11 protein-coding genes are annotated in these 12992 nt (G+C 56.4%); all 11 read right to left on the bottom strand.

Features of this window, described 5'->3' with window-relative positions:
* Positions 1-174 precede the first annotated feature (174 nt).
* Positions 175-1470 (bottom strand): hypothetical protein, encoded by a 1296-nt coding sequence (locus RBH71_RS01805; RefSeq protein WP_152530014.1) that lies wholly within the window; start codon positions 1468-1470, stop codon positions 175-177.
* A 59-nt stretch (positions 1471-1529) separates the two neighbouring features.
* On the bottom strand, positions 1530-2852 hold the full coding sequence (locus RBH71_RS01800; RefSeq protein WP_025590918.1) for a right-handed parallel beta-helix repeat-containing protein: 1323 nt from the start codon (positions 2850-2852) through the stop codon (positions 1530-1532).
* Positions 2853-2890: 38 nt separating this feature from the next.
* On the bottom strand, positions 2891-4108 hold the full coding sequence (locus RBH71_RS01795; RefSeq protein ID WP_323687014.1) for a glycosyltransferase: 1218 nt from the start codon (positions 4106-4108) through the stop codon (positions 2891-2893).
* A 120-nt stretch (positions 4109-4228) separates the two neighbouring features.
* Positions 4229-5392 carry a glycosyltransferase family 4 protein gene (locus RBH71_RS01790; RefSeq protein ID WP_111795647.1) on the bottom strand — a complete coding sequence of 388 codons (1164 nt, stop codon included), beginning with the start codon at positions 5390-5392 and terminating at the stop codon, positions 4229-4231.
* A 5-nt stretch (positions 5393-5397) separates the two neighbouring features.
* Positions 5398-6396 carry a phosphoribosyltransferase family protein gene (locus tag RBH71_RS01785; protein WP_025590912.1) on the bottom strand — a complete coding sequence of 333 codons (999 nt, stop codon included), beginning with the start codon at positions 6394-6396 and terminating at the stop codon, positions 5398-5400.
* Between the two features lie 66 nt (positions 6397-6462).
* Complete coding sequence (locus RBH71_RS01780; RefSeq protein ID WP_025590910.1) at positions 6463-7473, bottom strand: glycosyltransferase family 4 protein; 1011 nt, start codon at positions 7471-7473, stop codon at positions 6463-6465.
* A complete protein-coding gene (locus RBH71_RS01775) occupies positions 7473-7931 on the bottom strand; it encodes a hypothetical protein (RefSeq protein ID WP_025590908.1) in 459 nt (152 codons plus the stop codon). Before RBH71_RS01775 ends, RBH71_RS01780 begins: the two co-directional genes overlap by 1 nt.
* Position 7932: 1 nt before the next feature.
* Positions 7933-9276: a lipopolysaccharide biosynthesis protein gene (locus tag RBH71_RS01770; protein WP_162632425.1), complete on the bottom strand. Its 1344-nt coding sequence runs from the start codon at positions 9274-9276 to the stop codon at positions 7933-7935.
* A complete protein-coding gene (locus tag RBH71_RS01765) occupies positions 9215-10408 on the bottom strand; it encodes a glycosyltransferase (RefSeq protein WP_111795646.1) in 1194 nt (397 codons plus the stop codon). The genes RBH71_RS01770 and RBH71_RS01765 overlap by 62 nt, the downstream gene beginning before the upstream one ends.
* A gap of 49 nt (positions 10409-10457) precedes the next feature.
* Entirely contained in the window at positions 10458-11417 is a 960-nt protein-coding gene (locus RBH71_RS01760; RefSeq protein ID WP_111795645.1) for an endonuclease/exonuclease/phosphatase family protein, read from the bottom strand.
* Between the two features lie 42 nt (positions 11418-11459).
* On the bottom strand, positions 11460-12887 hold the full coding sequence (locus RBH71_RS01755; protein ID WP_025590901.1) for a mannose-1-phosphate guanylyltransferase/mannose-6-phosphate isomerase: 1428 nt from the start codon (positions 12885-12887) through the stop codon (positions 11460-11462).
* Between the last annotated feature and the right edge of the window lie 105 nt (positions 12888-12992).

Here is a 12992-nt window from a genome sequence, read left to right as displayed (position 1 = left end):
ATAGCGGAAGAAGGCACTTCCCTGGAGGTGATCAAGCTGTTGGCTCACCCTTGAGCATCTTCGCTCGATCGGCACGCGAACCGGTGGAATGGCCGAGATCACCTGCGTGCCTATCGACCTCCTTAACCTCGCGCTGTCCTTAACGGTTTGGTTAAGAGACGGAGCGCCATAACGTTATACAGGCCAACCATCTGAGTACGTTTTCCGAGAATAACCAACCCAAATCAGCTTGAAGGGGATTTGAGCGAGAGTGTAAATGAGCAGGTATACTAGGCAGAAATAGATATCGAATGGAGACCCGCCCAGGAATAGGCGGAAGGTCATCAGCAGAACTATAAATCCGTAAAAGGTTGCAAACACCTTTCGGTATAGTCCGCACAATCCGGTCATCAATATGAAAAGTGCAAGCAGTGCCTGAATGTAACCGCCGAATGCGATAGAGAGGTAACCGACCATAGACAGGAAAATACCCCCTTGGTCCCACCGTAGATACCGGTTGGTGATGTCGAGGCTCAGATCCTTTGGCTTGTCGGGCCAGAGAGCGCGAGGGACAAAAGTCGTGATGGCCACAAGAATATTCGCAGGACGAGCCGGTTCGTTAGGCTGGACGAATTGTGCCAGGCGATAGCCATCAAGCGTATCGATACCTCCCCCATATACGGCGGTAAAAGGGTTTTCGATCGACTCCGCAAACGCGGTATAAAGATCAGCCCCCCTTCCTGAAACAACGTCGCCCCGGAAGTTCGACATGGCCCCGCCTACAACCGCAAGCACAAGCCCGTACACGGCGTATCGCATCAGCATCGCCGCAGTGACTTCTCCGCGCGCAATCTTGCCCGCGAAAAACGCCAGGGCCACGGAGAGAACCGGACTTCTGACCGCCCCCGTGACCAGCAGGATCATCCCGCAAGCACTGACCAGATAATAAATCCTCTGATTGAAGAAGTTATGGAAGGCAAACACGCACAACCCCACCGCCAGGCAGGTCTTGAGAATGGTCACCACCCCCTGCCCTCCATCCGCACGGCTGGACAGGTCGGAATGAAACGCCAGTGTTGAAATGGAACCGACTACGATCAACGCAAGGGCGGCGTTGCGCATAACAAAATTGAATTCGCCAGACGCTCTGGAAATGGAGCGTTGAGAAATAAGGGGGTTACGCTGTGGCACGAGAAACCCCGCCATAACCTCACCCAGCAAAATCACACATAATTCGATCGCCCATTTGCCTGCCAGTCCACCCAGCTCATAGGCCTGGGCAGGCGGCAAAATATGGGGCCCCAGAAGCTTCGTGCTGCTGAGACCTGCTACTTGCATCAAGGCCGAGCCATACAAGCAAAATATATATAAAATACATGCCAGCGCAGACAGCAAGCCTTTCCATGGCGTGTTCCGCAAGGCCAGCCAGTAGAAGCGCAACAGGATAAAAAAGCAGATCCCGATGAATAGAATTTGGTTCAACGTATCCAAATTTCACCTTTATGAGCAGCTGTGGAAGATGCATTCCACGGCAATCATGTGCCAATCGTTCACTTCTGGACGATGACTGCGCTGCTGTTAGCCACAACAAGTGCTTGCCCCCTACCCGGGGGAGCCAGCGTGATCACGTTGTCCGTGATTGTGCCGTCTGTTGCCGATCCGACGATGATGCCATCACGATTGTCCCGGACGGAATTGAATGCGATTTGAAAATGACTGACCCGCTTCGTGTCTATATCGCTTGGATCACCAACCAGTATGCCCACTCCCGGATGGTCGAGCACATTGTTTTTGACGATCGACAGGCCTTTAATTGTCGTCACGACGATGCCGTCGCGCACAGATCCGATGAGCGTGTTGCCGCGAATGGCCACGTTTGCCGATCCACCGGCAACATAAATCGAGTTGCCAACGGGTGATGCCTCTCTACGAAACTGTCCTTCGCCAAAGAAGCGGCCTGCCGCCTTAACGGTGTTGCCATTGACAGTCACGTCTATCGATCGACCCAGCCGATAATAGCTATCGGAAAACACCACAATTCCGCCCGCGAACGTGTCACTCACGGTGTTTTCCTCGATGACCATGCCGTCAACTCCGCTGGACGCAATGCCCTTGGCGTAGCCTTTCGCCACAGTGTTACGGCGAAAGATCACGTTTCGCGTGCCGTTGGGAACACGGAAGTCCGTGACAATCACCAGCAAATCGTCACCCGTCAGGGCAATGTCATTGTCTTCGGCAAGAACATTGGCCACGCAACCGTCAAAACCCAATCCGTTGCCCAAAACCTGGCGTATGCGGCAGCCGCGAACCGTAACGTTACTGGCATGGGAGACTTGGATTCCGCCGCCCCGCGCATTGGTGACCTGAACGCGTTCGACCCGGACCAGCTCTGCATTCCACAAATGCGGGTCACGCGCGCCGCCAAGGCGCAAACCGTAGGCGTTGGGCTTGCGGCTCTCGACGACGCCGGGTCGGCGCACATCAATCGCATCGGTATAATCAAGCGATAGATCGTGGATCCAAAGCTTCCTGGCGTGCAACCAGATTGCCGGCTGAGGAGTGCCGACTGGCAATGTCGATACAAGGACCGCCCCATCGCCGCTGAACTCGATGTCGTCAAACTGCTCTTCCAGGGTGCTGAAGATATATCGGCCTTTGGGGAAATGGACAGTCGCAGGTGTTCTGGATGCCGCCGCCTGCGCCATTGCGGTCCGGATCGCATCGGTATCATCATTGCGTCCATCACCCTTTGCGCCGAAATCGCTAACGTCATAGATTTCTCTTTCGATGGCGGCGTGAACATCGCTGACCGGCCACGCGGCACAGCCTGTGGCGAACAGTAGTGAGGCTTTCAGCAGACGTCTTCGGCGCATAGTTCCTCCTTCAGTCCGTACCTGGAGCCGCGAGCATTTCACCCGGCGTTGCATGTTTCCGCAACGATGCGACGGATGGCCTCGTGAAACCGATGAGGGCTGAATTTCTCCGCATGACGCTTGATGGCGTCGGTATCCCATGTGTCCGGGAAAGCACGCACAGCACTACGGATCGCCTCTGGTGTCGCGTCGTCGATGAAAAGACCGCTCGTGCCTTCATCCGTCGAATCGAGAAATCCACCTGCCCGTAAGAGCAGAACCGGCGTGCCGAACGCGTTCGCTTCAATTGGCGTCAATCCAAAGTCTTCTCGTGACACCGAGATCAATGCCCGCGCATTGGCATAGAGCCAACGCAACTTCGCCTCGCTGACGTAACCGGTCGACACAACATTGGCAGGCGCATCCAGAATCTTGCCGCCACCGGCAACGGCAAGCACATGCTCGGGCATACCCCTGAACGCCTCCACCAACGGCTGCGCTCCCTTGTATCCACGTGACCGTCCCACCATGAGGAAGAAGGTTTTACCCGCGAGCGTCGGAACTGGCTCTGCCGGCAAGGTTGGATCAACCGAAACCGGCGGGAAAACCACGCGGGCTTCGCGGCCGTAAACTTGCCGAATGCGCTCTGCAACCGAGGTGGAATTCGCGATATAGACATCCGCGGAGGCCGCCGCCTTGCGATCCCATTTCAACAGACCCGCTCGCAAGAGGCCCAACGCCACCCGCACTGGCCATGGGCGATCCAGCAGATAATCATCCGCCTGATAAAGCCATCGTGCCGGGTTGTGACAATAGACGATCTTTCGGGTTGCCCCCGCAGTCCGCAGCGCGTGCGCCCAACCAGATGAACTGCACACCACGGCATCCGCGCGCACGGGCCTGATAAAATTCCATGTAGAAGCCAGCAATGGCAGCGCCAGACGAGAATCTCGGCGGAACAACTTCACTCTGCTCAACGCAGTCGATCGTATCGAAATCCGGTTCATTTCCGGGAATGCATCTTCCGGGGAGTAAATCGCGGTTATCAAATAACGCGGGTTGAGCGCCCGCGCGAGTTCCACGGTGACCCGTTCCGCTCCGCCACGCTGGGTGAGATAGTCATGGGCCAATACTACGTCGAGATGTCGCACGATTTTAACCTTCATCAATGGGGGTGGCTCGGGGAAAGTTGGGCAGGTGGGAAAATCATGGCGGCACGTGCGCATGGCCGCGCCCGCTCGCGCCATTGGTGTGACCAGCGTGAGATCAAGGTTCAAAGATCGACGGGTGTCGTGATGTTATGGTGTTTGGGCAGCCGTCAGCGACGTGTCGCAGCAGGTGCGCGGACGGTGATAAGGAGTGGGAGGAGCAACCTGTCTATGCGCGCGAGACGGATGTCAGCGGCGTGAAATGGTCTCTTCAAAAAGCTGAAGGTATCGGGTGGTCGCGTGCTCAAGAGAATAACGCTTGGGCAAAAGAGTTGTGTTGCGAGGTGGCGCACTATCCAATGTGGCTTGGAGCGCATCAGCCACGGCGTCTGGTTCTGTTGGTGGCGCATATCTGGCCACGAGTTCCGGAAGCCTCAGGTGGCTGGACAGAACGGCGGGCAACCCGGACGCCGCCGCCTCAAGCGGTGCAATCGCCAGACCTTCCTGTCTCAGCGACGTGAACAGGAAAACGTCTGCGGCGCTTAAAACCATTGGAACATCGGCACGAGAGACCGGCCCAAGGAAATGCACCTTGTCGGCAATATTCAAGTCTTTTGCCAAGGCTCGGAGCATAGGTTCCGCATCGCCCTCCCCCGCGATCAGATAGGCAACATCCGGGCGTTTCGACACAAGGCGCGCAAAGCCAACCAGTGACTCACGAACCCCCTTTTGCAAGATCACGCGGCTTAGGGAAACAACGATCGCCGTGGACGGACCTATGCCCAATCTCTGCCGAAGGCGGCTGCGAGCTGCCGGGTCAAATCTCAACTCCCCTTCGTTCACACCATTCTCAATCATGGTGACGGGCGTGTGGTGCACAAGCTTCGACATGGGTTTGCGCCGGAGTGCCTCATCGACGGCGGGACCGATGGAGACGATCCCGGAATAGTGTCCAAGCCGCCAGTCTCGCACCAGATAGGGAATGTTCCGGGCTGCCCCCGCCCAGGAAATGGGCGACCGGACGGCCAGCTTCGAGACAATTTCCCCCCAAGGCGTGCCATGCGACTGCAAGATGACCGGCGTCCGACATTTTCCTCTTATTTTGGCATCCAGAACGCCATGCGCGCCTCCCCCAACGCCCATCACCAGATCGACGTTGTCGGCATATTGGTCCAGAAAGACAGAACGTGACTTGCTCCACCAGGCTTTTGAATAGCGCCCTGCTGCGCAATCCAGTGCATGGACGGTAATACCATCAACAGATGCGCCCGGAAGAAAGCCCGTTATGCCGGTGGTCAGAAATTCAACTTGATGCCCGCGTAGAACGATGGCCTTGGCAAGAGCCCAGGACAGTATTTCCATGCCGCCAAGTCGATGAAATGGTGTCGATCTCGACACAAATAAAAGTTTCATCGGGATTACAGCTTTTTGGATTTAGCGCGCGACAGCCGCATATAAACAACGCGAAGACGATCAACCCATTTGTCGCCAATACAGCCACGCAACCACCGCGCCAAAAGACGCACATTGGTGATCCGTTGCTTCAGGGCCTGAGGAGAAAAGCCGTTTGGCAGACATAGCCTCGGCCCTTCAATGGATAGAACAGGTTTGCCGCTCATTCTCGCAATTTCATTGGCTTGATGCAGTTCGCTCTCGACGAACAGCCTTGCCGAACTCGTCCGATAATAGGCCGCCTTGTGCGATCCATGCACGCCCGCCTGGCGTCGCTCTGCGGCGCTTGGAAGATCGAGCATGATCAATTGCTCGTACACAACGCCGTGGCGCCGCAACCATTCCTCCGTTTCCGGACGGTATTTCTCCAAACGGCTGGTCACGAGCGCCTTGATCGGATGGCTCGGCAGGTAAAGCGGGCGGGCTTGCTGTAGAAAATCGAGGTAAGCCGGTCCGTCATCATTTTCTGCGTAACTGGGATCGTGGCAAAGAACGCCATCAATATCGAGGCATGCGTCTTTCAAAATTCCCGGATGATGCAACACATTCCACTCAAAAATCCGCGCCTTATCAATGATTTCCATCACCACATCGACACGGCCCCGAATAGACGATGTTCCGTAAACCACACAGGTGGTGATGGGCGGCAAGTCGACGCTTGCGGTGTCCAGCTTTTCAACCGCCTTGGCCAACGCTTCTCCAGTGCGGCTACTATCGTCGACAATGAGAGCACGACGATAGTGCTTCGACGCATTTCCCCGCCGCCGTGTCGTCCCTGTTTCAAACACGCGGCCCGCACAAAATCCATCGAGATCGACGAGAGGCAGGTTCAGCGAAAGCGCAATGAAACTCGCTGCCAGAATGCCACTGCGAGGAATACCGACAATTAAATCAACATCATTCGGGATCTTCCATAAATTCCCGACAATATCCTTCTGTAAATCGTTATAGGTCTTCAGTTGCACGCAATTGCCCCTCAGCTAAGCACACACGATCAACGATGCGCAGTACAAAATTCGATCTAAAGAGATCTAAAGAGATCTATAGAGTTCGATGCATTTCCCCGCGACGGCATCCCATGTGAAGGCGGAACTGGTCACAGATGGAAAACGACTGCCCGCTGCCTTTGAAAGGGCCTGATGCCATTTAGGAACATCGCCCGGCTGAACAGTGATTTGGCCTGCCATTTTGAGAAGTTCCCCAAGCCCACCGACATCCGAGCCGATGACAGGCGTCCCGGCCGCCAGCGCCTCTAGCGCGACAAGACCCAAAAGTTCAGGGCGGGAAAAATCACGGCGCTGATAATGCTCGACGGAGGGGACGAGAAGAAACCCTATGGACTTATGGAGACTGGCGACAACTTCATCAGTCGCGTCCGAAACGAAGGTGACATCCTTGTTGCGCGCCAGTTGTTTCAGAGAAGCGAAATAGGCTTGGTCTCTAGGTTGCCCCGCCAAAACCAAACGACGTCCTACGGGTAGAGCCTCAACCGCGATATGGGCGCCCTTGTGAGGCACCAAGCGGCCAATGAAGCCAAAGTCATAGCACTGCTCAAGTGGATCTGCGTCTGGCAAATGATCGCCACCTCCCATAATGATCACATTCTGTTTGATAATACCCGTTGGATCCAGGTCCTGCCTGCTCCAGGCGCTCACATAGCCTGCGGCATCGATGAGACGCAGCCGCAAGCGTCCCAGAGCCCGGCCAGGGGCGAGCGCGCCTCCGCCATGGTCGGTCAAGACCAGTGGTTTGCGCAGCAACTTGGCCATCAGCGCTGCATAGTCAAAACCAGGCGTGTTGAGCTGGTGAACATGGACAATGTCACATCGATACGCCAAGTCGAAAAAACGGCGTAGAGAAATGGCATGCGCCGGCTCATCGAGATCGCCAAGTTCTGCAAATTCGCGCAAGGACCGCACAACAACGACATCGACAGTCAGCCCCCGGTTTCGCGCGGCACGGGCCAGTTCCGTTACATAGCGTTCACCGCCGCCTTTTTTCGCGCCGCCGAAGACCTCAAGCGTGACGAAGAGGATACGCATTATTCAACCTTTTCGCGTGGTACGACGCGCACCGCGGGGGCGCCGGCATAGGTGCCAGGCTGTGTAATCGAACGGGTCACAACCGAGTTCGCCCCAATCCTGACATCGTTGCAAATGGACATGCTGCTGCGCAGGGGGGCGATGATGACAGCACCCGTGCCGATCTCTACTCTGTCGCCGATGGTCAATCGTGATTTGGTCCCGGGAGCATCGCTGACCGACAGGGTGACGCAATGCCACAGCCTCACATCGCGCCCCAGGGATACGTTGGGATGAACAACGATATTCATCGCAAAATGACCGAGAGATGGAAGCCCCGCAAGAACTGCTTCCGGTGGGAGAGCGGCACGAAAAAAAAGGAAAAGATAGGCTTTAATCAGCCGTGCCTTTCGGCGTTTACCTTCGCGATGGTACCGGGTGGACAGGAGCCAGAGACGAGCCGGTTCTGTGAGAAGCATATTAGTTTGCGTCTTCCGCATTTGGGTTTGAAACATTCCGGCTTTGTCCGCGCGGACTTAGCCGAGTAACCAGAACAAGCGTCGTCGCGAGTGCAGCGGCCTGCGACCAGACGCTGATCCATGCAGCTGTCGCGGCGTCCATTCGCTGCCAGGCAGCCCAAAACAGAATGATCGTCGTGAACGCGGCGGCCGCCTGCCCCAAAGAATTGTAGCCGGGCCTGCCCAGTCCACCGAGATACGCGGCGACGACATTGGCCCAGTAACCGATGAAGGTACCAAGCAGCAAAATCCGGATTAATGCCAAAGCAGGCGCAAAATCCCCACCGAACACAATAGGAACGGCATAGGGAAGGCTTACGAGGATTACGATCGTCAGGGCCACCTGCGCAAATCCACCGAGCAGTATTGAGCGAAGCACCGATTGTCTGTGGATGCCGCCAGCCACTTCGGCCAGTACGTTGCGCGTAAGCACTGCCGTAATAATTCCAGGCACCTCTGCAACGGTGACGGCAACAGAATAGTATCCTAGGTCATTGGTCGCGACAATTGCAGGCATGATCGCCTGATCGAGGCGGGCTGACACTGTGGCCGCAATCGTCCCGAAGGCGGACAGTATCGCGTATGAGAAAAAAGACGCGCTTGTAAATTCCGGGATTATGTTGCCGCCTTGGCGTCTCAATGTGTTTGCGGCATTCGCATTCCCCGGAAGCCGAAGCACCGCCGATGCGCTGAGTCCGGCAATCATATAGATGGCGGCAAATGCGATCACGGATTTCACGCCGATTATCCAGAGCAGGACGATGGCGCCCACGCGCAAACCTGACCCCAGCATCCGCTCGAGATCAAGCGCACCATATCGCCGCAACCCCTGAATGTGCCCACGTCGTATGGCGATAAAGGCACTCGGCAAGAACGCCGCCCAAATCAGCAGCAAGAAAGTACGGCTTATATCGAGTTGCTCGGCAATTCTCGCAGAGTACCAGAACAACGCCAAACCCACGAGAAAAGTCATGATCAGTGCTATGATCACCGCCAGCCGAATGACCTTGCCCGGCGGAGACTGCCGGCCGATGAAATAAGTAACGGCAGAAGGTACACCGAGCGCTGCCACGGCAGCGGCCAGGGTCATGGGCTGAAGAATACCCGCTAACTGCCCTCGCCCGGTGGCGCCCAGGGCGTGCGCCAGGATCGGGGCCGTGATTATCCCGGCTGCCGGCATCGCCGCATAAGCAATGAGACTGCGCATAAGCGGTAGCGCGTCGCGAACATAGCGCATCGGCATCCTAAAGCGCAGCTTCCACGGGCTGTTGTTGGCCGGAATCGAGTAATGTCCGGATCTGTTCAAGGCGCGCATCCCAACTGTTTTTGCTGAAATCACCCGGCGGGGAAGCGTATTCGCCTGCGCAGGCGCGAGCAACGACCTCGGCAAAATCTTGTGGTGAGGCGATCGTGACCCCGGGGATCGCACGGCCCGATATACTTGGTAATGCCGTTGCGACAACCGGCAAACCAGCAGCCAGATACTCGTAGACCTTCATTGGAAACACGCCCGTTGTGTATTGGTTGAGGTGATAGGGGATGATCCCGACCCAGCTCTTGCCAATTTCTGCCGCCATTTCCTGCTGATTCAGCGTGCCAAGATAGGTAACATGTGGCGAGGCCAGCAGCCGGCCAAGCGCAGGGTCGCGTTTCGTGCCATCAATGCTGAACGGTCCTGCCAGCGCAAGCCGTACCCCCTTGGCGATGATGGCCTCAAATATTGCGAAGTCGATTTTGCTGGGTGTGAGGTTGCCGACGAAAATAGCGCGCCGCTCACGATCCGATGCCGGTGCGCGCAGCCCCTGAAACAGATCGATGTCGGCAACATTTTCCCACACCATCGGGTTTGCATGGAGGGCCCGCAGATGGTTTGCGACACCTGTACTTGATGCAACCAGCACGTCAGCCCGCGTAATTAGCCGACGCTCGGCTTGAAGCAACGCTTTGCGCGGGATACCGTCAATCGTGTGCAACAGGTCGACCGAATGATACACGACCATCTCCGCTCGTTCCTCCAGCCCATAGGTCAGGGGTGAGAAGCTCCAAAGCGCATAGCGCTCCGGCAAGCGCGGCTGGATACGGCGCTTGATCATCCACCGATTGAACGCTCGCACCGGCGCGCAGGCGTGAAATGGGATAACCATGGGCAGATGTCTATGTAAAGCCTCGACGCCTTCACGGCGCTTGCCAGATGCGTTGATGTTTCGAGGATTGTGTCTTTTCAAAAGGATTGTCGAAATCCGCGCCAAGATCCGGCGCAGATCCTTGATGCTCAATCTCGGTGCCCGCAGACCAAGGGATTCAATATAATGGACCTCACGCTCGGCCACGAGGCGCGCCGCTATATGCTGTTTATTGGTCCAGATCGGCGCATCAATATCAGCCGTAGAGAGGATCACCACCGGCAGCGGGGGTGCCTTTAAGTTCCCATTCTTCATGGTGAGAACGCCTTCCAAAAGGTCTTGTTGAATGAAGGGGCAGAGCCGATCAGAGTCCGGGCAAGAGGCCACCGTTCGGAACGGTGAGGTCTGCGATCAACCCATGATGGTTGGAACCAAAACTCGACGGGATGCGGGACAATTTTTGCGCCATCACTGGCATACGAATGAAAATATGGTCGATGGGAACGCCCAGAATTCCTGCGCCGATCGGCCACGTCGCTGGCTCCAAGCCAGCCGTCGTCAATCCAGCGCGCTTCAAAAGGCCTTGCATGTCGGGGGCTATGGTTGCCGCGTTGAAATCACCCGCGAGCACCAAAGGACCGTCGATCTTACTGAGGGCTTCACCAAGTCCCGCCAGCTCATTTGTATGGTATTTGTCAAAATAAGGTTTGCTCAGATGCGCTGCGGCCAGAGACAGCGTGACGCTGCCCAGATGAATTCGGGCCGTTGCAAATCGATCCTTGCGCAAATCACTGAGATTGCCGACATAAACCATCTCCAGCGGATACTTTGACAACAACAGCAGATCGCATGTGCTCGTATGGTCTCCGCAGCCGATGCGATACGGGAAGGTTTTTGACAGGCGATCGAGATGTAAGCCAACCGGGGCAGCTTCCATGACATAGGCGATGTCTGCGCCCGATTGCAGGATGTAGTCGGCGATCGCACCACCGTTTTCAAGATTTTCGCCCAGGACGTTAAAGGACAGCACACGCAGGCTTTGCGTGCTGGTGGTCCCGGCCGAAAATGTTGGCGGCAGCGAATTCCAAATCATCAGAACAGCATGGCAAACAACCAACATGGTTGCGCACAACATAGCCATCGAGACTGCACCGGGTCGCAGAGCCAGACAAAACAGCGCCAACAGCATCATTGCGACACCGGCATGCAGCTGGAGGGAGAAAACGACAGCCGGCGCCCACAGGTCAGTGGTATATCGCAGGGCGAAGAAAGCCAGCGCCAGACCCAGCAGGGTCGCGCAAATGTGAAAGAGTATGTTTCTCATGAGGTTTTGCGTCCAGTATCGGGCTGCTTCTCAGCTCCCCGATCAGGTCCTGCCGAATTCATCGACAAGACGGACAATGTCATCCTCGCCCAGATAAGACCCAGTCTGGATCTCGATCATTTCCAGCAGAATTTTACCAGGATTGCCAAGCCGGTGCACGGCTCCCTGCGGGATGTAGACGGACTGGTTTTCGTGCAAGATGGTGACCTGATCGCCGATGGTGACCTCCGCGGTTCCCTTCACGCAGATCCAATGCTCCGCCCGATGATGGTGCTTTTGCAAGGACAACTTCTTGGCGGGATGAACGAACAATCGCTTCACTTGGAAGCGATCACCGTTAAGGATCGACGTATACCCACCCCAGGGACGCAGCGATGTTGGATGTGTTTCGGTCAGGCTTGCCGTTTTCCGGTCGGCGGCCAGTAACTTCACCAGATTGCCCACATCCTGCGCATTGTCCAGACGCCCGATCAAAACCGCATCCTCCGAGGCGATCACGGCCACGCCATCCATGCCCTGCACGGCCATATGGGCATTGCGGGAAATTACCAGCGAGTTTGTGGTATCACGTACAGTGACATTGCCGTGCACCACGTTACCGTCGCCGTCCACTTCTCCGATTTTCCAGACCGCATCCCAACTTCCCAGATCCGACCATTGGATGGCGGATGGGACAACGGCGGCATTGGCGGTCTTTTCCATCACCCCGTAGTCGATCGAAATCGAAGGTGCTTGCGCAAATGCATCCCGATCAAGACGAATAAAATCAGCGTCCAGCGTTGCCTCCGCAACCGCGCGATCCACAGCCGTCACAACGTCAGGCGAATAAAGCTCCAATTCAGCGATAATTGCGGCTGCCGAAAACAGGAACATGCCTGAGTTCCAGTAGTAGTTGCCGGTATCGATCAGCGCCTGGGCGGTCTCGGCATTCGGTTTCTCCACAAACCGACCAACCGCATAGGCGCCGTTCTCCAGCTGACCGCCCAGTTCGATATAGCCATAGCCTGTTGCCGGCTCTAACGGCGTGATGCCGAAGGTCACCAGCTCTCCCTTCGCGGCCGCCCTCAAAGCGGCAGAGGTGGCGGCTTGGTAATTGTCATCCATCGTGATCGCGTGGTCCGACGGCAGCACAAATAGCATGGTGTCTTCACCAAACCTATCCGCGACAATACGCGCTGCCGCGGCCAAGGCGGGCGCGGTGTTTCGCGCCACAGGTTCCAGCACGATACCAGACAGCGCGATATCCCTGGCGCGCGCCTGCTCGGCAACCAGAAATCTGAAGTCTTCATTGGTCACCACCAAGGGTGCCTCATAGACAGTTTTGTCGGCCACGCGCGCGAGAGTGGACTGAAAAAGTGTCTCTTCGCCAGTCAATGCCAAAAACTGCTTGGCTGCCGTGGCACGTGACAACGGCCACAGCCGAGTGCCCTTGCCCCCTGCCATGATCACAGGGACAATTTTACTTGTCATATTCCATCCTTTTGATTGAAGCTCTGCGTGCCCGTAGGCGCTACGGAACAGCGTTTGTTTGAGACGAAGCGGGCGCAGGCGGTGCCTCGTCAGATAGGCGGTTGG

Source organism: Rhizobium sp. AN68 (assembly GCF_030758035.1).
GTDB lineage: Bacteria > Pseudomonadota > Alphaproteobacteria > Rhizobiales > Rhizobiaceae > Agrobacterium > Agrobacterium tumefaciens.
This window is presented reverse-complemented; position numbering and strand designations above follow the sequence as displayed.